General features: G+C 39.1%; 23 protein-coding genes. 14 read left to right on the plus strand and 9 right to left on the minus strand.

From position 1 onward, the window contains the following. Positions 1-56: 56 nt before the first annotated feature. The gene (locus N9I19_RS00665; RefSeq protein ID WP_061462283.1) at positions 57-239 is read right to left on the minus strand and encodes a YlaF family protein; all 183 of its coding nucleotides are present in this window, start codon (positions 237-239) and stop codon (positions 57-59) included. A 124-nt stretch (positions 240-363) separates the two neighbouring features. Here N9I19_RS00665 and typA point away from each other — a divergent pair, with 124 nt between their 5' ends. The 3 genes from typA to N9I19_RS00680 are packed head-to-tail and all read left to right on the plus strand — an operon-like array spanning position 364 to position 2,831. Continuing rightward, a complete protein-coding gene (gene typA, locus N9I19_RS00670) occupies positions 364-2,211 on the plus strand; it encodes a translational GTPase TypA (RefSeq protein WP_061462284.1) in 1,848 nt (615 codons plus the stop codon). Between the two features lie 22 nt (positions 2,212-2,233). Next, complete coding sequence (locus N9I19_RS00675; protein WP_053345193.1) at positions 2,234-2,542, plus strand: YlaH-like family protein; 309 nt, start codon at positions 2,234-2,236, stop codon at positions 2,540-2,542. Positions 2,543-2,546: 4 nt separating this feature from the next. Next, positions 2,547-2,831, plus strand: coding sequence for a hypothetical protein (locus tag N9I19_RS00680; RefSeq protein ID WP_125162533.1), 285 nt, complete (start codon positions 2,547-2,549; stop codon positions 2,829-2,831). A gap of 38 nt (positions 2,832-2,869) precedes the next feature. On the opposite strand, the gene N9I19_RS00685 is transcribed toward N9I19_RS00680, so the two are convergent. From N9I19_RS00685 to N9I19_RS00695, 3 genes are all read right to left on the minus strand, one after another. After that, entirely contained in the window at positions 2,870-3,301 is a 432-nt protein-coding gene (locus N9I19_RS00685) for a hypothetical protein (RefSeq protein ID WP_317776724.1), read from the minus strand. Beyond that, a complete protein-coding gene (locus N9I19_RS00690) occupies positions 3,285-3,485 on the minus strand; it encodes a YlaI family protein (RefSeq protein WP_061462287.1) in 201 nt (66 codons plus the stop codon). The genes N9I19_RS00685 and N9I19_RS00690 overlap by 17 nt, the downstream gene beginning before the upstream one ends. 158 nt (positions 3,486-3,643) lie before the next feature. Further along, on the minus strand, positions 3,644-4,240 hold the full coding sequence (locus N9I19_RS00695; RefSeq protein WP_317776725.1) for a YhcN/YlaJ family sporulation lipoprotein: 597 nt from the start codon (positions 4,238-4,240) through the stop codon (positions 3,644-3,646). Positions 4,241-4,506: 266 nt separating this feature from the next. On the opposite strand from N9I19_RS00695, the gene N9I19_RS00700 reads away from it, so the two are divergent. Further along, positions 4,507-5,838, plus strand: coding sequence for a PhoH family protein (locus N9I19_RS00700; RefSeq protein WP_061462288.1), 1,332 nt, complete (start codon positions 4,507-4,509; stop codon positions 5,836-5,838). Positions 5,839-5,904: 66 nt separating this feature from the next. Here the strand turns inward: N9I19_RS00700 and N9I19_RS00705 are convergent, their stop codons facing one another. Then, on the minus strand, positions 5,905-6,408 hold the full coding sequence (locus N9I19_RS00705) for a peptidyl-prolyl cis-trans isomerase (RefSeq protein ID WP_289320741.1): 504 nt from the start codon (positions 6,406-6,408) through the stop codon (positions 5,905-5,907). Positions 6,409-6,629: 221 nt separating this feature from the next. On the opposite strand from N9I19_RS00705, the gene N9I19_RS00710 reads away from it, so the two are divergent. Both N9I19_RS00710 and pyc read left to right on the plus strand, forming a co-directional pair. Beyond that, complete coding sequence (locus N9I19_RS00710) at positions 6,630-6,911, plus strand: Fpa/YlaN family protein (RefSeq protein WP_034313996.1); 282 nt, start codon at positions 6,630-6,632, stop codon at positions 6,909-6,911. Between the two features lie 629 nt (positions 6,912-7,540). Further along, a complete protein-coding gene (pyc, locus tag N9I19_RS00715; RefSeq protein ID WP_317776726.1) occupies positions 7,541-10,978 on the plus strand; it encodes a pyruvate carboxylase in 3,438 nt (1,145 codons plus the stop codon). 183 nt (positions 10,979-11,161) lie between these two features. Here the strand turns inward: pyc and N9I19_RS00720 are convergent, their stop codons facing one another. Continuing rightward, positions 11,162-12,148 carry a COX15/CtaA family protein gene (locus tag N9I19_RS00720; protein ID WP_317776727.1) on the minus strand — a complete coding sequence of 329 codons (987 nt, stop codon included), beginning with the start codon at positions 12,146-12,148 and terminating at the stop codon, positions 11,162-11,164. A 605-nt stretch (positions 12,149-12,753) separates the two neighbouring features. On the opposite strand from N9I19_RS00720, the gene cyoE reads away from it, so the two are divergent. From cyoE to N9I19_RS00755, 7 genes are all read left to right on the plus strand, one after another. Continuing rightward, positions 12,754-13,692, plus strand: coding sequence for a heme o synthase (gene cyoE, locus N9I19_RS00725; RefSeq protein WP_061462292.1), 939 nt, complete (start codon positions 12,754-12,756; stop codon positions 13,690-13,692). Positions 13,693-13,954: 262 nt separating this feature from the next. After that, the gene (coxB, locus tag N9I19_RS00730) at positions 13,955-15,037 is read left to right on the plus strand and encodes a cytochrome c oxidase subunit II (RefSeq protein ID WP_061462293.1); all 1,083 of its coding nucleotides are present in this window, start codon (positions 13,955-13,957) and stop codon (positions 15,035-15,037) included. A gap of 24 nt (positions 15,038-15,061) precedes the next feature. Continuing rightward, positions 15,062-16,933: a cytochrome c oxidase subunit I gene (gene ctaD / locus N9I19_RS00735; RefSeq protein ID WP_089362392.1), complete on the plus strand. Its 1,872-nt coding sequence runs from the start codon at positions 15,062-15,064 to the stop codon at positions 16,931-16,933. After that, positions 16,933-17,562 carry a cytochrome (ubi)quinol oxidase subunit III gene (locus N9I19_RS00740; protein WP_125162523.1) on the plus strand — a complete coding sequence of 210 codons (630 nt, stop codon included), beginning with the start codon at positions 16,933-16,935 and terminating at the stop codon, positions 17,560-17,562. Before ctaD ends, N9I19_RS00740 begins: the two co-directional genes overlap by 1 nt. Positions 17,563-17,565: 3 nt before the next feature. Continuing rightward, positions 17,566-17,901: a cytochrome c oxidase subunit IVB gene (ctaF, locus tag N9I19_RS00745; RefSeq protein ID WP_061462296.1), complete on the plus strand. Its 336-nt coding sequence runs from the start codon at positions 17,566-17,568 to the stop codon at positions 17,899-17,901. Between the two features lie 149 nt (positions 17,902-18,050). Continuing rightward, positions 18,051-18,953, plus strand: coding sequence for a cytochrome c oxidase assembly factor CtaG (gene ctaG, locus N9I19_RS00750; protein ID WP_411730389.1), 903 nt, complete (start codon positions 18,051-18,053; stop codon positions 18,951-18,953). Positions 18,954-19,204: 251 nt separating this feature from the next. Beyond that, positions 19,205-19,666: a DUF420 domain-containing protein gene (locus N9I19_RS00755; protein ID WP_061462298.1), complete on the plus strand. Its 462-nt coding sequence runs from the start codon at positions 19,205-19,207 to the stop codon at positions 19,664-19,666. A 107-nt stretch (positions 19,667-19,773) separates the two neighbouring features. Here N9I19_RS00755 and N9I19_RS00760 read toward each other — a convergent pair whose 3' ends face one another. Further along, complete coding sequence (locus tag N9I19_RS00760) at positions 19,774-20,136, minus strand: YugN family protein (RefSeq protein ID WP_061462299.1); 363 nt, start codon at positions 20,134-20,136, stop codon at positions 19,774-19,776. 343 nt (positions 20,137-20,479) lie between these two features. Between N9I19_RS00760 and N9I19_RS00765 the strand changes: the two genes are divergently transcribed. After that, positions 20,480-21,514, plus strand: a complete 1,035-nt coding sequence (locus tag N9I19_RS00765; protein WP_286140806.1) for a CAP domain-containing protein — start codon at positions 20,480-20,482, stop codon at positions 21,512-21,514. 34 nt (positions 21,515-21,548) lie between these two features. Here N9I19_RS00765 and N9I19_RS25110 read toward each other — a convergent pair whose 3' ends face one another. After that, on the minus strand, positions 21,549-21,797 hold the full coding sequence (locus N9I19_RS25110) for a hotdog domain-containing protein (protein ID WP_411730390.1): 249 nt from the start codon (positions 21,795-21,797) through the stop codon (positions 21,549-21,551). Positions 21,798-21,895: 98 nt separating this feature from the next. Then, a complete protein-coding gene (locus N9I19_RS00770; RefSeq protein WP_317776728.1) occupies positions 21,896-22,018 on the minus strand; it encodes a hypothetical protein in 123 nt (40 codons plus the stop codon). Positions 22,019-22,090: the final 72 nt, after the last annotated feature.

Below are 22,090 nucleotides of genomic sequence, written 5' to 3' on the forward strand. Positions count from 1 at the left end.
ACTAAATTTCAAATAATTAACAAAAAAAACTCGCTGTCCGACAGCGAGTTTTAATATTATAACTTTCCTGCTTCGCGTAATTTCTTCTTTTGAGTGAAACCGAACCCCATAACTCCGCAAAGTATAACGATTGCAGCTAATATTCCAAGCAAGCTTTTTTCAGCAATGAAGATGCCAATGGAGCCAATGCTGGATGCTGCCAATACCGCTAATATTAAGAAATTCCATTTAATATTCATTAATATCACCCCTAATATATCTATTGTACATAATTTCTGTATTTGTTTCTAGTATGTTTGTGATATAATATGTAAGTTAATACTAGTGATACGTTAAACACAAACTTTTTTAGGAGTGAATTTTTTGAAATTAAGAGAAAATATTCGTAATATAGCCATCATTGCCCACGTTGACCATGGTAAAACGACATTAGTGGATCAGTTGCTTAAGCAATCTGGTACTTTCCGTGAAAATGAACATGTGGAAGAACGTGCGATGGATTCTAATGCTATTGAAAAAGAACGCGGAATTACGATTCTTGCGAAAAATACAGCAGTTCAATACCAAGATACAAGAATCAATATTTTGGATACACCTGGTCATGCCGACTTTGGTGGTGAAGTAGAACGGATCATGAAAATGGTTGATGGTGTTTTACTTGTTGTTGATGCATATGAAGGATGTATGCCGCAAACTCGTTTCGTGTTGAAAAAAGCATTGGAACAAAAGATCACGCCAATCGTTGTCGTGAATAAAATTGATAAAGACTCTGCCCGTCCAAACGAAGTTGTAGATGAAGTAATTGACTTATTCATCGAACTTGGAGCTGAAGAAGAACAATTAGAATTCCCTGTTGTCTTTACTTCAGGTATTGCTGGTACAGCAAGCTTGGATTCAGATCCTGCCAAACAAGAAAAAGACATGACCCCATTATTCGAAACAATCGTCGAAACGATCCCTGCACCAATTGATAACACTGATGAACCACTTCAATTCCAAGTGGCTTTACTTGATTACAATGATTATGTAGGACGTATTGGTGTTGGCCGTGTATTCCGTGGGAAAATGCATGTAGGTCAACAAGTTTCATTAATGAAACTTGATGGATCGGTTAAGCAATTCCGTGTAACGAAAATCTTTGGTTATATTGGCTTGAAAAAAGTTGAAATCCAAGAAGCTGTTGCCGGTGATTTAATTGCTGTTTCTGGTATGGAAGATATTAACGTTGGGGAAACAGTTTGTCCTATTGAACATCCTGATGCCCTTCCAATTCTACGTATCGATGAGCCAACATTACAAATGACTTTCCTTGTAAACAACAGCCCATTCGCAGGCCGTGAAGGTAAATTTGTAACAGCTCGTAAAATTGAAGAGCGTTTGAAAAGCCAATTGCAAACTGATGTTAGCTTAAGAGTTGAAAATACAGATTCTCCAGATGTCTGGATTGTTTCAGGTCGTGGAGAGCTTCACCTTTCTATCTTAATTGAAAACATGAGACGTGAAGGTTATGAACTGCAAGTTTCTAAACCTGAAGTTATCGTTCGTTTGATTGATGGAGTGCGTTGTGAGCCAGTTGAACGTGTTCAAATCGATGTTCCTGAAGAGCACACTGGTTCTATCATGGAATCCATGGGAGCACGTAAAGGTGAATTGTTGGATATGATTAATAGCGGAAGCGGTCAAGTTCGTTTACTATTCACGATCCCAGCTCGCGGACTTATTGGTTATTCTACTGAGTTCTTAACAATCACACGTGGTTATGGTATCATGAACCACTCATTTGACAGCTACCAACCAATGGCCCAAGGTCAAGTCGGCGGAAGACGTCAAGGTGTGCTTGTTTCAATGGAATCTGGGAAAACTACACAATATGGTACGATGCAAGTAGAAGACCGCGGCGTCATTTTCATTGAGCCAGGTACTGATATTTATGAAGGTATGATTGTCGGGGAACATAACCGTGATAGCGATTTGACTGTTAATATCGTAAAAGCGAAACAAATGACAAATATGCGTTCAGCTAATAAAGACCAAACTTCTTCAATGAAGAAACCAAGAATTTTGTCTCTTGAAGAAGCTCTAGAGTATTTGAACGACGATGAGTACTGTGAAGTAACTCCGGAGTCAATCCGTCTTCGTAAAAAAATTCTTGATAAAAACGAACGTGAAAGAGCAGCTAAAAGAAAAAAAGTTGCTGTTGAAGAAAAATAAATAGCAAGAGGAGGAGAAAAGATTGGATATCCAAGAGCGATTATCATTTTTTGCAGCATTGTACAGAGTGGATGAAAATCCTGAAGCAGGAATGTGGTATCTATATTTGACGATCTTTGGATTATGCATCCTTGTCTATCAGTTAGGTTTTGCCAAAAAGTTACCTTTGCTAAAAAATGTGATCATTTATGCGGTAATGGCACTTGGATGTACCCTTCTTTCTTTCTTTGCGGTGTTTCTTCCTATGGGGGAAGCATTAGTCATCGCTTCACTTGTTCTTGGGATTTATAGAATCCGTCTTCATAATTCGAGAAAAGAAGAACAGGCTTAAGACGATGAAATCATTACAGGATGCTTTATACAATTGGTTGACGATCAAAGTTGTCTGTGATGCAAGGCCTGATGATACAGCTGCCCGCGATACAGAAATGTTTTTCATGCAGATGTTGAAAGCCGATCATCAGGTAATCATCGATTCAGTTTCAAAAACGGAACCTTTTTATTTCGTCGAGTATCTATTGGGAGACGAAATGAAAAAGCAGCGTTTTCCGATAGAATTGATTGATATCATGCTAGACCAAATTCAGCTTGAGCCAGAAAAGTATAAAAATATCGAGTGATGATAAAAAGAACCGTGCGATTTCCCGCACGGTTCTTTTTATATTGCTTTAGGGAGGAATAGTCCATAAAAAAGATGTAAGAGTGACCACAAAAAGAAGGCTGTCAAATCAGAAGGAAGGACAACTTCTGTTATGGACAGCGCCGATAATGGAAAGTAAAGCATGATGGCAGGAATAATCGTGAGAAAAGCAAGTGTGTATTTGTTCCATTCCCTAAAAAACTTCAAGGGATGAAGGATATAAACGTAACTAAACGTAATTGCCAATGAGAATAGAAGATGGAAAAAGTACAATGATGCCTCACTCCAGGGAACAGCTCCGATTACAGGAAGGAAATCCACATTCAATAACAGTTTATAGACTTGTTTACCAGAAAACATTTCAACCAACTTCATTGCCAATCCAAGCATGATTCCATTTATGAGACCAATCAGGGAAACTTTATAAAATGTTTTACCATTCATCTTCATTTTTGATTGTCCGGTAAAGACGGAAGTTTCCAGTTGCAATCCGTTCGTTCGTACGCTTTTCTATGCGTTGATTGCATGCATTGCACATATAGGTATGTATAGGACGGTTACGAAGTTTCTTTGCTTCTGGGCTATCGTCAGGTATAGATTCGATTTGATCGCATATTACACATTTAACCTTCATATAATTTGAACCCCACTTCAATTTGAATATGCTTTTAAGTATACCAATAATTTTATGGTAAAACGAGGATAAAGTGAAACTACATTTGATCGTTCACGTTATTGGGTTCATGGCGGATATAGACAAAAACCCGAAGTTTCACTTCGGGTTGGGAAAATTCATTCTTTATAGTGATTGGATTGATCATTTTGCTCTTTATCAAGTTTTTTCCTTTCCGAATTATCAAGTTTATTTTTTTCCTTATCAATGGCCTTTGAAGGCGTTGGGGTTAAAATATCACCAGGAACCTCAGGAATGACTCGACTTGTGATATCAGCCAATTCATTTAGTATCCCTGTTACCGGTTTACCGTCTTTAATATCCTTGGCTACCTCCCTGACCCGTTCATTTAAATCTGGGTCCGCAACGATGATGGCATTTGCACCGTTAGGATCGTGTTTTAAAGTTTCTCCAACTGAATACTTAATCGTTCCTACCTGTGAACGCTCAATATCTTGGTCAATATCTATTCCGACAATGGCATATTTGCCAAGTACGACTGCCGTGGCATCGTTCACCTCCGGAATGGATTTAGCCAAACCTGTGAGTCTCTGTGCTGTTTCCTGACCTGTAGTTCTGTCTGTTTCCTGGATGGTCGAGTTATTGACTTTTGTTATATTATTTTTAGCATTATTTTCAGACGCTCCATTTTTATTATTCATTGAGCAACCTGTCATCAGCAGAACAGCAGCGAGTGACAATATGATTTTTTGCAATGTACAACCTCCTTAATGTTTATCATTAGTTACAGCCTGTCCACACCGGCTAAGTCTGATGCATATAAGTATAAAATGAAGCGAAGCAGGGTGTAATCCATGTTGAGTAAAGCATTCTTTGCTGGAAGTTTTCTTTATAGTCTGTAAATGTTCTTCTATCTTTATGCAAAGGAACATATATTTTATCAACAGTCTCGTCCGCTACATAACTGCTTAGTGTAGTAAATGGTAAGGCATATCCTAAAGAGCAGGCAGGAGGCGTCATATTGGGGAAAAAAATCTATGTTTTAGATACGAATGTCCTGTTGCAGGATCCATATTCGATTTATTCATTCGGAGATAATGAAGTTGTCATCCCAGCAGTCGTACTAGAAGAATTGGATTCGAAGAAAAGGTATATGGATGAAATCGGAAGGAATGCCAGGCAAGTATCGAAATTGATCGACAGCTTCCGTGAAAAAGGGAAGCTTCATCAAAGCATTCCGCTTCATAATGGGGGCAGCCTAAGAATTGAACTCAATCACCGTTCATTTCATAAGCTTCAGGAAATTTTCGTGGAGAAAACGAACGATAACAGAATATTGGCTGTCGCAAAAAATTTATCTTTGGAAGAAGAGACAAAGGAAAATGGGAAAACGGTCATTTTGGTTAGCAAAGATACTCTCGTCAGGGTAAAAGCCGATGCAATCGGACTCGAGGCAGAGGACTTTTTAAATGATCGTGTCGTAGAAATGGATCATATATACGGTGGCCATAAAGAAGTATTTGTATCAATTGATAATCTGAATAAGTTTTATGAGAAAAGTTTTTTGGCACTTGAAGAACTTACAAAAGATTCCTATTATCCAAATCAATTCCTTTTGATGAAGGACACGCTGGGCAGTTCAGCTTCTGCGATTGGGATTGTGGATGAGAACTGCAGGTTGGTTAAGAAATTGATGTATGAAGGGGAACATATTTGGGGAATTAAACCGAGAAACGTCCAGCAGACGATGGCCCTCGATTTGTTGCTTCGTTCGGATATTCAACTTGTGACGCTTATTGGTAAGGCAGGGACAGGTAAGACTTTATTGGCATTGGCAACAGGATTAATGCAAACTGAAGATTTGTCACAATATAAGAAACTTCTGGTCGCCAGGCCAATTGTGCCGGTTGGTAAGGATATTGGTTATCTGCCAGGGGAAAAAGAAGAAAAGTTAAGACCGTGGATGCAGCCTATTTTTGATAATCTTCAATTTTTGTTCAATACGAAAAAACCAGGGGAATTGGATGCCATTTTAGCTGGCATGAGTTCGATTGAAGTGGAAGCCCTGACATATATCAGGGGAAGGAGCATCCCAGATCAGTTCATCATCATCGATGAAGCCCAGAATTTAACAAAACATGAGGTTAAGACCATATTGACGAGAGTCGGGGAGCGGAGCAAAATTGTATTAATGGGAGATCCTGAGCAAATAGATCATCCTTATTTAGATGAATATAATAATGGGTTGACCTATGTGGTTGAAAAATTCAAGACCGAGCGTATTGCGGGCCATGTTAAATTGATAAAAGGGGAAAGATCGGGATTGGCCCAACTCGCTGCAACACTTTTATAATACAATCGGCAAGGGAGTCCCCCTTGCCGATTGCCTTAAAGTTTTGTGATCATTATGGGCTAAGTCTTATTTAACAGTGAAAGACCGTACATTTTTTATCGGATCATTGATGTTGGAAGCATCTCCGAAATAAATTTCCAAAGGACCACCCTCGGATACTTTAAGCGGCTTTCCATCCTTTGAAAAGCCAAGGAAAAATTCAAGTGCCACTTCCAACGGGAATGTAAGTTCCTTATCATCGGTCGTAACGATGACTTCAGTTACCCCATTTTCAAGTTCCGCATTTTTTAAAAAAGGTTCAAACGGGATGCCGAAGGTCCCTTCCAGCAATCTTTGCTTCTCGAATTTTCGTTCCGTTTTTAATGTGGGTGGCATTGTTGCGCCTTCCTGTATTTCTTTTTGCCAGTGTTTGGAGGCGGCAATCGTATATTCTTCTAATTCATTGACTTGGACTCTTTCAGCGTGGAAATATGTATCAATTTCAACTTTACGATCATCAAAAATCCACACTCCAGGATCTAGCGTAATTGGATATTTCACTTTTCCATTAATAAATACGATGGGTTCCAAATATCTCATTCCTTTCTGTTGCTCTTTAATAATTATAATCAATTATAATTGAAATGTCACATCTGCACGATGGTGAACAATTTCTATATCTGGCTATTTTCAGCTGAGGAGTGTGTGTGCTATCTCGATGGTAAATTGTTTGTCAATGTCCTTGCTTTTTCATAAAACTAAAGGTAGAATTTAAAGATAAGATTTAATCGCTCTGAGCGGGGGGATTTAACATGGCATCTGATATGCTTGTCAATCATCGAGAAAAAGCTTATGCTTTATTAAAAGCAGATGCTGACAAGATTCTAAAACTGATAAAAGTTCAAATGGAAAATCTCACTATGCCTCAATGTCCTTTATATGAAGAGGTACTTGATACACAAATGTTCGGCCTATCACGAGAAATTGATTTTGCCGTACGCTTAGGCTTGGTAGAGGAAACCGAGGGCAAATCTCTTTTGGAAACCCTTGAACAGGAATTGTCAGTTTTGCATGAAGCATCATTAAAAAAATAATAAATAAAACATACTAACTCAAACAAATCTCGATGATTGTTTGAGTTTTTTATTTATGTACATCTATTAGTCGAAAGTGTAGTCGAAAGTGTTATACTATATTTAATAATGTCATACTAATTAAATGTGCATATGCTTAATGGGGCTTTTTTTATTTTTTGTTTTTTGAATTTTCAATGTAGGGTTTAATCCCATCGACTCTTTCAATCCAGCATTTAAACCTGGTGGTGGCATTGTTGAATTAACAATCGATCCGTTAGGCGGAAGAACAGCGAATTCCTTGTGTTTACCTACGAATGTTCGTAATTTTTCATTTTTTTATTGTATTCAGTTTATTTTAGTATTATGGTTATATTAATTGTATTTTAAATCCAACTGATTACCTTTTGATAATATATTATAATAACTAAATTTTCTTTTGCTAATTTGGTAAGGTTCCTATTTTGTATTTATGGATGAAAAAACGAAAATATTAATATATATCGAAATAATTACATTAGCAACAAAAAGAGCCTTATCAGATCGGTCTCCCTTTTGGGGAAATAAACTTATGAATAAAAAGTGGTGAATCTATCACGCTTTTTTTTCTATATATTCAATAAAAATACATATTGATTAGGGTGGTAGCAATGGGGAAACGTATAGAAAAAGTACTTGCGGCAAATCGTGGAGAAATAGCGATACGAATTTTTCGGGCATGTACGGAATTAGACATTCATACAGTTGCAATCTATTCGAAGGAAGATTATGGTTCTTATCACCGATATAAAGCGGATGAGGCATATTTGGTTGGGGAAGGCAAAAAGCCGATTGATGCATACCTGGATATTGAAGGCATAATCGCGATTGCCAAAATGAGCGGAGTTGATGCGATTCATCCCGGTTATGGTTTCCTTTCAGAAAATATTGACTTTGCGAAACGTTGTGAGGAAGAAGGAATCATCTTCATCGGACCAGAATCAAGACACCTAGATATGTTTGGTGACAAAGTGAAAGCTAGAACACAAGCTGAACTAGCTGATATTCCGGTCATCCCTGGTAGCGAGGGACCGGTGACCAATGTTGAAGAAGTAAAGGAATTTGGAAAACAATACGGTTTTCCAATTATTATAAAAGCATCTTTGGGCGGCGGCGGACGTGGAATGCGGATTGTCGAAAAAATCGAAGAAGTTGAAGAGGCATATGATCGCGCAAAATCAGAAGCTAAAGCAGCCTTTGGTAACGATGAAGTCTATGTAGAGAGATTCATACAGAATCCAAAGCATATCGAAGTTCAGATTTTGGCTGATACTCATGGGAATATCGTCCATCTGTATGAACGTGACTGTTCCGTTCAAAGAAGGCATCAAAAAGTTGTGGAAGTGGCACCTTCCGTATCCCTTTCCGAGGATTTAAGGGAAAGGATTTGTGAGGCAGCGGTCAAGTTGGCGAAGAATATTGATTATGTAAATGCTGGTACGGTCGAGTTCCTTGTGGCAAATGGCGAATTTTACTTTATTGAAGTCAATCCACGGGTGCAGGTTGAACATACCATTACTGAAATGATTACGGGCATTGATATCGTTCAAACTCAAATCATGGTAGCCGAAGGGCATGAGCTCCATGGCAAAAAGATCGGGATCCCCGAACAAGCAGGGATTAAAACGCATGGATACGCAATTCAATCACGGGTGACCACTGAGGACCCGTTGAATAATTTCATGCCTGATACCGGGAAAATGATGGTATATCGTTCAGGTGGAGGATTTGGTGTCCGTCTGGACGCTGGGAATGGATTCCAAGGTGCAGTCATCACACCATATTATGATTCCCTTCTCGTTAAACTTTCTACTCATGCACTTTCATTTGAGCAGGCAGCTTCTAAAATGGTTCGTAACCTTAAGGAATTCAGGATTCGTGGAATTAAAACAAATATCCCCTTCCTTGAAAATGTTGTTAAACATGAAAAATTCATAAATGGGGAATACGATACATCATTCATCGATTCAACACCGGAATTATTTAGCTTCCCAATCAGAAAAGACCGTGGGACCAAAATGCTTTCATATATCGGAAATGTAACTGTGAATGGTTTCCCAGGCGTCGAGAAAAAGAAAAAACCTGTTTTCGATCCAGCTCCAATTCCGAATGTTGGTGGCCTGCCGCTTATCTCGGGTACAAAAAATATACTTGAACAGCAAGGTGCAGAGGGACTGGTCAATTGGATTAAAGAACAGAAAGAGGTATTGATCACAGATACGACTTTCCGTGATGCACATCAATCTTTACTGGCGACGAGAATTAGATCGAAGGATATCCTTGATATCGCTGAGCCTACAGCAAAACTCCTTCCTGATTTATTTTCAATGGAAATGTGGGGCGGGGCAACTTTCGATGTAGCTTATCGATTCTTGAAAGAAGATCCATGGGACAGGCTGTTAAGTTTCAGGAAAAAAGCACCGAATGTCCTTTTACAAATGCTTTTAAGGGCTTCAAATGCAGTTGGTTATAAAAATTATCCTGATAATGTCATTCGTGAATTCGTCGAGAAATCAGCGGATGCTGGCATTGATGTTTTCCGGATTTTCGATAGTTTAAACTGGGTTAAAGGGATGGAAGTGGCTATTGATGCAGTCCGTCAATCCGGCAAAATTGCGGAAGCGGCCATTTGTTATACCGGGGATTTGAATGATCCATCACGCAGTAAATATAATATCGGATACTATAAAAATATGGCGGTGGAATTAGAAAATGCCGGTGCCCATATTTTAGCGATCAAGGATATGGCTGGCCTCTTGAAACCGGATGCTGCTTACCGACTTGTATCGGAACTGAAAGAAACTACATCCCTTCCGATCCATTTGCATACTCATGATACAAGCGGAAATGGAATTTTCATGTATTCAAAAGCGATTGAAGCTGGTGTGGATATCGTTGATACGGCGATTGGGTCTTTAGCTGGCCTTACTTCGCAGCCAAGTGTACAAACGCTTCATTATGCTCTGGAGGGGTCAAGCAGACAGCCTAAATTGGAAGTCGATTCACTAGAGCGGTTAGGCGAATACTGGGGAGAGGTAAGAAAATTCTACCATGACTTCGAAAGTGGCATGAATGCACCTCATACCGAAGTGTACAAACACGAGATGCCTGGCGGTCAATATAGTAATCTGCAGCAGCAAGCTAAAGCTGTGGGGCTGGGAGATTGCTGGAATGAAGTGAAAGAAATGTACCAGCGCGTCAATGCAATGTTCGGAGATATCGTAAAAGTAACGCCTTCATCCAAAGTTGTAGGAGACATGGCCCTATTCATGGTGCAAAATAACCTTTCTGAAGAAGATGTTCTGACAAAAGGCAAATCCATCGATTTCCCTGATTCAGTCATAGAGTTATTCGAAGGCTATCTGGGTCAGCCTGTTGGTGGATTCCCTGAAGAGCTTCAGGAGGTTATCCTGAAAGGGAAAAAACCTATAACAGTAAGACCGGGTGAATTATTGGAGGAAGTGGACTTTACTTCCCTTAAAGAAGAATTATTCAAGGAATTGGGACGGGCTGTCACTGATTTCGATGCGCTTGCATACGCCCTATATCCAAAAGTGTTCTTGGACTACAATAAAACAATTGAGCTGTTTGGAGATGTTTCCAACCTTGATACCGCGACTTTCTTATATGGTATGAGGCTAGGTGAAGAAATCGAAGTTGAAATTGAAAAGGGTAAAACGCTCATCGTTAAATTAGTTTCAATCGGTCAACCATTGGCTGATGGAACACGGGTCGTGTATTTTGAGTTGAATGGTCAATCACGTGAAGTGATCATCAAGGATGAAAACATTAAATCTTCCGTTATATCAAAAATGAAAGCTGACCCTAAAAATAAAGAACAAATCGGTGCGACAATGCCAGGTACGGTTATTCGTGTAGTAGTAGAGAAAGGCGATCAGGTCAAACAGGGTGATCACCTGATCATTACGGAAGCGATGAAAATGGAAACTACCGTACAAGCGCCATTCTCTGGGACCATTAAAGACATCTATGTAAAAGATGGAGAAGCGATCAGTACTGGTGATTTATTGATTGAAATAACTAAGTAATATCGTGACTGTGAGCTTGTAAATGATTTCGGGTATAAATGGTATGCTTGAGGTTTCAAGCTGCTCTGTACCCTCTTTTAGGCAATGTACGGTCACTCGAGTCTCTCTTTAAGGTAAAACAAAAACCACCATAATGGTGGTTTTTGTTTTACCTTATTATCTTATTGATTGAACAATCAGACATTAACGGGCGGGTATCGTTGGCGTTATATCGTGTTCATCCTGCCTTTTGACCATGTGGGTGGGGCTCCCTTTTTGCTTGGCCAGGGCATTTTTTTTGCTTCTTGAAGTCAGTAGCATCAAATAGCTCATTACACCAAAAAAGCAGGCAATGAATAAAGCGTGTGCCAATGCGATATATAAGTTCTGCCTTGAGAAAATTATAAAGGCCCCAGCGGTAACCTGTAAAAAAACGAGAATGAATGCAGCAATCCAACCGCCATACAACACTTTTTGAACCCTGTAATATTTTTTTGCAATATAAGCCACATAAGAAACCCAAATGAAAATAGCGCCAGCAATTGCACGGTGCCCCATCTGAATCCACTCATAAAGGTTGGAGGGGAGCGCGAGGCTGTCATTTACACATAAAGGCCAATCCTTACAGATTAGACTGGATTCCGTATGCCTTACAAGAGCACCCGTATATACGACTACCAGACAAAAAATCAATACGCCAATAATATGGAATTTCATTCGTTTATCAACTATAAGTTTTTCGGCTTCGAACTTCTTGTCGACTTCAAAAATCAATAGTGTCAGTAAAAAGACGGCAGCAAAGGAAATGAGTGATATGCCAAAATGAAGGGCAAGGACGAAATCGGATTGAGACCAAAGGACGGCAGCAGCTCCAATCAACCCTTGTAATAACAGAAAACCAAAAGAAAGGACGGATAAGAAACGTGCTTCACGGATATGGCCGATTTTTCGCCAGGACAAATACGATAAAATTAAAACCAAGAAACCCCCGGCACCTGATACGAGTCGATGTGAAAGCTCAATGACCAATTCTAACGTGATTTTGTCTGGAATCAATTGGCCATTGCATAATGGCCAGGACCTGCCGCATCCCATGCCGGAATCCGTCTTCGTGACTAAAGCTCCACCAAGTAAGATGAAAAGCATTACAATCGTAGTTAAAACAGCAAACCATTTAAGAGACGATTTCACTAGTAGTCCCACCTTTTTCTCTGTAGCCAAATTAGGTTGTTCAATAAAATTAATAATAGCATAAGATTTTTCATAATATTTGTCGAACTTCCTCGATATTACACAATTTAGAATGATTTTACAAGTTCAGTTAATATTATTGCTATTAATTAAAATGCCGGAAATAGTTGAAAGTTACAAAAGACTTTGATAGAAATAAAGGGAGTGTAAACCTTCAAGTAGGACCAAAATAGGGACAGAGCCTAGGGGATGATGATAACAGCATACTATTCATGTTCTTGATGAACATCTTACAAGTGAATTGAAAGTATTGAGACACAAATTGGTCAAAAAATAACCGAAAAATTTTCACAAAACCTTCCAAAAATGTGTTTTAATATATTGAAGAAATGATTTTACTAAATTTTACTGTTTTTAAGCATGATATTAAGAATGATAGCTCTCGATGGATTCCATTTACAACGGCCATTGGTAAATAATTTACTTTTTGTGTACGCTTCCTTGGTTACAAATATCAAAAAGTATGAAATAATGTTCTATAGCATATGTAAGTAAGTATTTTTTGCATTTGCGTCTGTGCTGAATGATTTAAAGGAGGAAAACAAATGTCAGAAACAAGGGGTTTGTCAGATGCTGTCATGAAGGACAGTAAAGCCGCCCTTCAATCGGATATACCGGAAACAACAGCTTGGAAGGATTTTCTCGCACTCATAAAAGTGGGGATTGTCAATTCAAATATAATTACAGCTTTTACCGGCGTATGGTTGGCCCTTCATTTTTCGGGGCTTAGCTTCTTAAGTAATCTTGATGTAGTGTTTTATACACTTGCAGGTTCGGCGCTCATAATGGCAGGTTCCTGCAGTTTCAATAATTATTATGACCGTGATATCGATCATTTAATGGAAAGAACGAAAAACCGGCCAACGGTAACTGGTAAAGTACAGCCTTCAAAGGTATTGGCGTTAAGCTTTGGCTTAATTGCTGCAGGACTGGTATTGCTTGCTTTGACTAATATGACAACTGCTATACTTGGTGCATTCGGCGTCTTCGCCTATGTTGTCTTATATACCATGGTTTTTAAACGGAGATTTGTCTCGAATACGATAATAGGCAGTATATCAGGAGCGGTGCCTCCACTTATCGGGTGGGCTGCCGTCGACCCGAGCCTTGATACGATCGCTTGGGTCCTGTTCGCGATCATGTTCTTGTGGCAGCCTCCTCATTTTTATGCACTTGCAATGAGACGTGTCGAAGAATATCGTGCAGCGGGGGTACCAATGCTTCCGGTTGTAAAAGGGTTCAAGGCCGCAAAAAGATCAATCATGTTATGGATCATCTGTTTAATGTTCGTTCCTTTCTTTTTAACTCCATTAGGAACTCCACTGGTTATTCTTGCTGCATTATTGAGCACAGGTTGGCTTATTTTGGGGATTAAGGGGTATAGGAAGAAAGATGATGTTAAATGGGCTACATCCATGTTTGTTTATTCTTTAAATTATATGACCATTTTATTTGTAGCTATGGTTATAGTCACACTCATCTAGTTTTTGTTAAATAAAAGTTGCTGCGCGGCCTGTTTTTTTACAGGCTGCAGCTTACTTATATATAATGCATTGACCGCCATTCATACATATTAACGGAGAACTTCAACAGGATCATTCATAAGGGTGGTTACATGAATCATCATAATAATTCCTTAAATTAGGGATTCTTTCTTTTTAGAAATTGACATAGAGAGAATATTCGCAATTGCGCCCATTTTTATTTTTGTGAGAAAATTTTGACGAAAGAGGGGTTTCTGAAGCTATGAAAAAAAGGCTGCACAAATGGCGCCTAATTGCTTTGCTGGGAATTGTAGGACTTGTCCTTTCGGGCTGTGGCGAACCATTTCTATCCGCACTGAAGCCAGCAGGCAATGTTGCGCAATCTCAGTATGACTTACTGATATTGAGTACACTAATCATGGTTCTGGTAATTATTGTTGTGATTATTTTGTTCGTTGTAGTTTTACTGCGCTTCCGTCGGAAGAAAGGCGACGAAACAATACCGAAACAAATTGAAGGAAGTCATAAACTTGAAATTATCTGGACTGTTATTCCTATCCTTCTTTTAATTGTTCTGGCTGTTCCAACCGTCGTCACTACATTCGACCTAGCTGACACAAAGGCAATGGATAAGAAAGATAAGGATGGAAAAACGAAGGATGCCCTTGTCGTGAATGTTAGGGCAAATCTTTATTGGTGGGAGTTTGAATATCCTGACCTTGGCGTTGTCACAAGTCAGGATCTGGTTGTGCCTACCGATCAAAAAGTGTACTTCAATCTTACTGCTTCTGATGTTAAGCATTCATTCTGGATACCGGCTGCCGGAGGAAAGATGGATACAAATACAGATGGGGTCAATCAGTTTTTCTTAGAATTCGATAGTGAAAAGGCAGAAGATTCGAACAACTTATTTTACGGGAAATGTGCTGAACTTTGCGGTCCTTCCCATGCCTTGATGGATTTTAAGGTCGTACCGAAGTCTAAAAGCGACTTTGTAGCTTGGACTAAAGATATGAAAGCCGCGAAAGAACCTGTCGTGGAAGGTGATCTAGCAAAACAGGGTGAAGATGTCTTTAATCAAAGTTGTATAGGTTGTCATGCGGTGACACCAAATGACAGCAGGCCTGAGGCTGCTCGTCAGGCACCGAATCTGGCTACATTCGGTGAACGTCAAAAAATAGCTGGCGTATTGGATCACACTGAAGAAAATGTGAAAAAATGGATCAAGGATCCTGAGAAGTATAAACCGGGTAACACAATGACCGGTACTTACGGCCAACTTTCAGATTCAGATATTAATGCACTGGCTGCCTATCTTTTAGAGCTTAAGGTGGAAGAAAAATAGAACATTGATTAAGGAGGTTAAATCGTGAGTACGTACGCTAATAAAAAAGGATTTGGCGCTACGATTTGGGATTATCTGACGACGGTAGACCATAAGAAAATCGCCATTTTATATCTTATCTCTGGCGGGTTATTCTTTGTAATCGGCGGTTTGGAAGCGATGTTTATCCGTATCCAGCTTGCAATCCCAAATAATGACTTCGTAAGTGCCGGATTTTATAATGAAATTTTGACCATGCACGGTACGACAATGATATTTCTGGCGGCCATGCCATTAGTATTTGCTGTTATGAATGCGGTTGTACCATTACAGATAGGGGCACGTGATGTTGCGTTCCCATATTTGAACTCATTAGGTTTTTGGTTATTTTTCTTTGGGGGAATCTTTTTAAATCTTTCATGGTTTTTAGGGGGCGCTCCTGATGCAGGCTGGACATCGTATGCATCACTTTCCTTGCATTCCGAAGGCCATGGCATTGATTTTTATGTCCTCGGACTACAAATATCGGGTTTTGGAACACTAATTGCAGGGATCAATTTCCTTGTAACCATTATTAATATGCGTGCGCCTGGTATGACATATATGCGTATGCCGCTGTTTACATGGTCAACTTTCGTTGTTTCTGCATTGATATTATTCGCTTTTCCTCCGCTTACCGTGGGATTGGTGTTAATGATGTTCGATCGGATGTTTGGCGCGAATTTCTTTGATGTAGCAGCAGGGGGAAATACGATTATTTGGGAGCATTTATTCTGGATATTCGGTCACCCGGAAGTATATATTCTGATTCTTCCAGCGTTCGGTATTTTTTCAGAAATTTTTGCTACATTCTCCAGAAAAAGATTATTTGGTTATTCATCGATGGTTTTTGCAACCGTATTAATCGGTTTCTTAGGTTTCATGGTTTGGGCCCATCATATGTTTACCACTGGTCTAGGTCCTATTGCCAATGCAATCTTTGCCGTGGCGACTATGGCTATCGCTGTACCAACTGGTATTAAGATATTCAACTGGATCTTTACGATGTGGGGAGGAAGCGTTAAGTTCACGGTCCCGATGCTTTATGCAGTTGCCTTTATTCCTACTTTTACAATGGGTGGCGTGACAGGTATCATGCTTGCCTCAGCACCTGCTGATTATCAATACCATGATAGTTATTTCGTTGTTGCCCATTTCCACTATGTAATCGTCGGTGGGGTTGTATTAGGTTTACTGGCTGGAATCAATTTCTATTGGCCGAAGATGTTTGGAACTATGTTAAGCGAAAAATTGGGAAAAATCACATTTTGGACGTTTTTGATTGGTTTCCATTTAACATTCTTCATCCAACATTTCTTAGGTCTGATGGGGATGCCTCGTCGCGTATTTACATTCTTGGACAATCAAGGTCTCAATACAGGTAATATGATTAGTACTGTTGGAGCCTTTTTGATGGCATTTGGCGTCTTGGTTATGGTCATAAATATAATCATTACATCTGTGAAAAATGAAAAAGTCGGAAATGATCCATGGGGAGATGGCCGTACGCTTGAATGGGCCATTCCATCACCACCGCCTTTTTATAATTTTAAACAATTGCCGCTAGTCCGCGGATTAGATCCTTATTGGGTTGAAAAAATGGAAGGTAAAAAGGAAATGACTCCTGCAGAACCACTTGGGGATATCCATATGCCAAATTCATCCGTTCTTCCTTTGACGACTGCTTCCGGTTTATTTATAGCCGCATTCGGTGCTTTATACCATATGGATGATAAGTCGTGGACACTGCCTATTATCATTGTTGGACTTTTGGTAACATTTGGTTCAATGTTTATCCGTTCCGTTAAAGACGATCATGGATACCATATTCATAAAGAAGATCTTATGGACGATAAAGACAAGGGAGGTAAGGCATAATGCAAGCAGATGAAAGATTCACGGATGCTACTTGGCCTGCTTCTCCCGAGAAAGCGACTTTAGAAGGTAAAAATAAGTATTTGGGATTCTGGTTGTTTCTTGGTGGAGAGACGGTATTATTCGCCTCACTATTTGCAACTTACCTTGCATTGAAGGATAAAGTTCCAAATGGTGACGCAGCCCTAGCAAAAGACTTATTCGAGCTACCGCTTACTTTTGTTGCAACCATGCTATTATTGACCAGTTCATTGACTAGTGTGTATGCGATGTATCATATGAAAAATAACCACTTTAAACAAATGCAGGCATGGCTTGTTATTACGGTTGCCCTTGGTTTTGGTTTCTTAGGCCTCGAGATTTATGAATTTAATCACTATGTTCATGAATTCCATCATACATTTACGAGTAGTGCCTTCGGCTCTGCGTTTTATACTTTAGTTGGTTTTCACGGAGGACACGTTGCTTTCGGTTTGCTTTGGATCATAACTCTAATGGTACGTAATGCAGGAAGGGGTTTGAATTTATATAACGCTCCTAAATTTTTTGTTGCGAGTCTTTATTGGCATTTCATTGACGTAGTCTGGGTGTTTATCTTTACAGTCGTATACTTAATGGGAATGGTGGGATAACTGATGGCGAATGAACAATCAAATTCAGCGAACCCGAATGTCGATTTAAAATATCGCCGTAAGAAAAATGCTGAAGAGATGAAACATCAAGTGATAACATTTATACTAATGATTTTCTTTACATTACTTGCTTTTGCTGCAGTAGGAATCGAAGGGTTTTCACATTGGTTCATTAAACCAGTCATTTTGCTACTGGCAGTCATACAAGTGGTTTTCCAATTGTATTATTTTATGCACATGAAGCACAAAGGGCATGGTACCATTGCATTGTTTTTATTTTCTGGTCTTGCAGTCGGCTTAATAACTGTCCTTGTTTTCACAACGATCGTTTGGTTATAAACCATAAGAAAATCGGCTATTGAATGATAGCCGGTTTTCTTTATGTGTTGATTTACTAGAAAAAGAATCCAACTTTATCTATATTTGTTATCATGTTTCATTTTAGTTATAATGAAAGTAAGAAAATTGTTTTGAACGAGGTGATTTTTTTGTCCATTGATATTTTCGGATTTCGCGCTTTGTGGAGTCCTTATTATTTTGCCGCCCTCGTACTTATAACCCTTGGCTATTTTTTGTTTGTGACAAAAAAAGGGAAGGCGTTTTCAGGCAGTTCACCGCATTCCGTTAAACAGACAACTTATTTTTTAACAGCCATGTTCCTGCTTTATGTGGTAAAGGGTTCGCCACTGGATTTATTGAGTCACATTATGTTCAGTGCCCACATGTTTCAAATGGCATTGCTCTATCTTGTGATTCCGCCTTTATTTATCATTGCGATTCCGGATTGGCTATTGAGAACTTTCATAAATTCAAGGGGAGTGAAGGCGTTATTTCAATTTTTCACGAGACCGCTTGTCGCCCTTTTACTATTTAATGTTCTTTTCTCGTTGTACCATATCCCGTTAGTGTTCGACTTTATCAAAACGGGGATGTGGATACATGCCGGATATACGGTGCTATTATTTACGACTGCAGTTTTGATGTGGTTCCCACTTGTCAATCAATTGCCAGAACACGAAAGTCTAACAGGTGTAAAAAAAGTAGCTTATATTTTCGGCAGTGGCATTTTAATGACCCCAGCCTGCGCTTTAATCATTTTTGCTAATGATCCGATGTATGATACGTTTACCAATGCGGAATCTTGGGCAAGTGCCATGGAACTTTGCGTTCCCGCTTCAGCACTGTCGAGTTTGACACTCAGCGGTCCAGAAATGTTCAATGGACTGCCATTGCTTGAGGATCAACAGCTTGGTGGGGTTCTTATGAAGGTGATCCAAGAAATCGTATTAGGCTATGTATTAGGTGTCATTTTCTTTGCTTGGTTCAAAAAGGAGAATGGCGGACAAAATGAAATCGATCCGATACCTTCGGAATTTCAGCATGTGGAATAGTTGTACCATAAAAGACTTGTCTTGGGGGGGAGGCAAGTTTTTTATATGTTGTCATTGCCTGCTAGGTTTTACCGGTGACGATTGTAAATGGTTATCGGATTATCAATTTCTAAGCAAATAGCCAGTGTTTTGTCTTGGATATCACCATAAAAGTGAGCATTCTGTTAAAAATACTTGATTTTATTGAAATTTATGATTACCTTTTATAAAATGGTAGTTGATTAATAAATAAAGAGAGGACTACAATTCATATGTCTTTACCAATCCTTCCAACGATAAGTACAGCCTTCATTGTATTAAGTGCCATCACTGTTGCAATAGGCTGGTATCAAATTAAACAACGCAAAATCGAGACTCATAAAAAAACCATGATGGTAGCTGCGGTTTTTGCGGTAATCTTTTTCACTATATATCTTACTCGTACGGTCTTTATTGGCAGTACGTCATTTGGTGGACCGGATGACATTAAAATTTATTATACGATTTTTTTAATCTTCCATATAACACTTGCTACAACTGGAGCTGTTTTGGGGATCATCATGCTTACCACTGGGTTTAAAGGTAAATTCGCCATTCATAAAAAAATCGGACCTACGACAAGCATCATTTGGTTTTTCACTGGGATTACTGGAGTAGCCGTTTACATCCTGCTTTATGTCATTTATCATGGCGGCGAAACAACATCTTTAATAAAGGCGATCCTAGGATTTTAAAATGATGAAGAAGCCTGATGCAAAAAAAGCATCAGGCTTTTGTAATGGAAAAAAGAGAGCATCACTCATGATCCGCTCCCTTGTACCGCACTTTTTACTAACGGCTTTTACAGGCCGGTGAATTGTGTAAGTTCTTCTTTGATCTGAGCGAGGATTTTTTCACTTTGTTTAACTAATGATGCAGGGAAGTCCTCCCCTTCGCCATATTCAACTCCGTGTGGATAATAATGTTTTCCTAATAGAGGAACCATTAGTTTGATGACGGCTCTGTGAGCGCCTACATCGCCCTCTGTAGCATAGCCAAGTATTCGCAGGTAAAACGTTCCTTCTTTTAATTCGAACTTACGATCGTAACTGACTCTTTCGTAATCCCATTGTTCGGCACGTATTAAACCATATTGCGGCATTAGGTCATCTAATCGGTTTAAGTCGGCTGTGATGTTTTCGATTCCAAAGCTTTCAAATTTCACGAGTAGTACCTCCTATGTTTCTATTGGGAATTAAAATGACATACCGGGAAAATATTATGTACATGAATATATTAAAAATCTCCAAGTATGTTTATAATATACCATTTTATCCTATATTTTATAATAGTACGAAATGGTGGAAGTTGCAATGAACTCAACCACGGTATTTTAATGATTCACAAAAGTTCCACTTTAAAATAAATTTAATGAAGGGGCAGTCTATCGTAAATTAGAAAATTATGATTGAACAGTGATATAATCAGGACAGAATGGTTTTTGCATTGGATACATAAATTAGATAGAGAGAGGGAGTGTTCCTCTGCGCAGATTAGGAAAGGTTTTGGTGTTAATCGTTATTTTTTTCGTAATCGGTATTTATCTTAATATCGGCGATGAAAATGAAGGTAACCCTCTTATTGATGGTAACAAAGGCGTTAACCCCAATGGACATATAAATGAAAAAAGTACTTCTTCCGAAAAAGAAGGGGTGACTAAAGTGACAGAAGGTCTGGGAGTAACAATTGGAAAAAAGGCAAAAGAAATAGAAAAGGAATACGGTAAGCCGGATCGAATTGATATGTCCGCCTATGGATATGAATGGTGGGTTTATAAAAAGGACTATAACAATTATTTTCAACTGGCCGTAGAGAATGGAAAAGTGGTATCTGCTTATGGAATCGGTGATAAGGTTAATGTCGCTCCTTTTAAAATTGGACAATCGATTGATGCCATCTATTCCAGCTTATATGTGGAACCTACTGTTGATATTGAAGTTGGCGACAGTTCCTATCGTTTTGAATTGTCGGAGGAAGATATGAACATGAGGCCATTGATTGATCTAGGGAACATTTATGTTCAGCTTTATTTGGATAAATTCACAGGGACTGTTTCAAGCGTCCGATTTTTGAATGATTCCGCCCTATTAAAACAAAAGCCGTATGAATTGACCTATCATGGCAAACTTGTGACCGTCAAGGAACTTTCTAAAGAAGACTTGGCGAAAGTGGAAGTTGGCAATGAGCAGCAAATTTTCGATATTACAAATATAATGCGCAGCAGGTTTAAACTTAATCCTTTAGAATGGGATGGTCCAACTGCTGAGGTTGCCTACCTTCATAGCCGGGAAATGACGGACGCTCCTGAAGGAACCCATGTTTCTGAAACAAAAGGGGATTTGGAAAAACGTCTCGATGCAGGTCATGTTAAATACAAGGCAGCAGGTGAAAATATTGCGGCTAATTATGTGGACGCGGCTGCAGTCATGGAGGGCTGGCTAAATAGTAAAGGGCATCGGGATGCGATGCTGAACGAGGAATTTACAGGTCTGGGTGTTGGGGTTTATAAAAGGTATTACACCCAGAATTTTATAAAAAAATAAAAAAACGGATCCGTTTGGGGTCCGTTTTCTTGTTCTAAAAAATTTCCTGTCTATACAGCATAAAGTTCCCCATCATTATGGTTGACCTTCCCCTCGATGATGATCGTTTTACTACCTCTATTATTAATTTACTCGTACACTTTAATCGATCACCATTGGAGGGTTTCACATATCGAACTTGGAAATCCGTAGTAACGGTACCCTTGTGGACATGTTGAGTTTGCAAGGCACCCATCCCCGAATCTATCATGGTAGCAATCATGCCCCCATATGTAATTTTCAATACATTATGTACAAGAGGGGTTTTTTAGGCATGATCATTGTAAGTGTCTTCCCCTGTTTGCAATTTTTAATTGCAGTAGGTTAGAAATACAAGAATATTTACTTTGGGTCTCTTTTGGCTTTTAAATCTGAGTCAATTCCAGATAAAACCGATAACTCCGTTACATCTACAGACTGAACCGGGTTCTGGAAATCCTTGTTTAGTTCACTTGTATCCGGCATGAAAATACATCCTTTTTTACTATATGAAATCCAATTGCATTTGAAGCGGAATTTGATGCACATTTTATTTGC

The sequence above is a fragment of the Peribacillus sp. CSMR9 genome, from assembly GCF_033141925.1.
Taxonomy (GTDB): domain Bacteria; phylum Bacillota; class Bacilli; order Bacillales; family DSM-1321; genus Peribacillus; species Peribacillus simplex_A.

Coding starts and splice junctions, on each gene's coding strand:
- N9I19_RS00665 (WP_061462283.1), bottom strand. CDS start 239: ATGAATATTAAATGGAATTTCTTAATATTAGCGGTATTGGCAGCATCC.
- N9I19_RS00680 (WP_125162533.1), top strand. CDS start 2,547: ATGAAATCATTACAGGATGCTTTATACAATTGGTTGACGATCAAAGTT.
- N9I19_RS00685 (WP_317776724.1), bottom strand. CDS start 3,301: ATGAAGATGAATGGTAAAACATTTTATAAAGTTTCCCTGATTGGTCTC.
- N9I19_RS00690 (WP_061462287.1), bottom strand. CDS start 3,485: ATGAAGGTTAAATGTGTAATATGCGATCAAATCGAATCTATACCTGAC.
- N9I19_RS00710 (WP_034313996.1), top strand. CDS start 6,630: ATGGCATCTGATATGCTTGTCAATCATCGAGAAAAAGCTTATGCTTTA.
- pyc (WP_317776726.1), top strand. CDS start 7,541: ATGGGGAAACGTATAGAAAAAGTACTTGCGGCAAATCGTGGAGAAATA.
- cyoE (WP_061462292.1), top strand. CDS start 12,754: ATGTCAGAAACAAGGGGTTTGTCAGATGCTGTCATGAAGGACAGTAAA.
- coxB (WP_061462293.1), top strand. CDS start 13,955: ATGAAAAAAAGGCTGCACAAATGGCGCCTAATTGCTTTGCTGGGAATT.
- N9I19_RS00740 (WP_125162523.1), top strand. CDS start 16,933: ATGCAAGCAGATGAAAGATTCACGGATGCTACTTGGCCTGCTTCTCCC.
- ctaF (WP_061462296.1), top strand. CDS start 17,566: ATGGCGAATGAACAATCAAATTCAGCGAACCCGAATGTCGATTTAAAA.
- N9I19_RS00755 (WP_061462298.1), top strand. CDS start 19,205: ATGTCTTTACCAATCCTTCCAACGATAAGTACAGCCTTCATTGTATTA.
- N9I19_RS00770 (WP_317776728.1), bottom strand. CDS start 22,018: ATGCCGGATACAAGTGAACTAAACAAGGATTTCCAGAACCCGGTTCAG.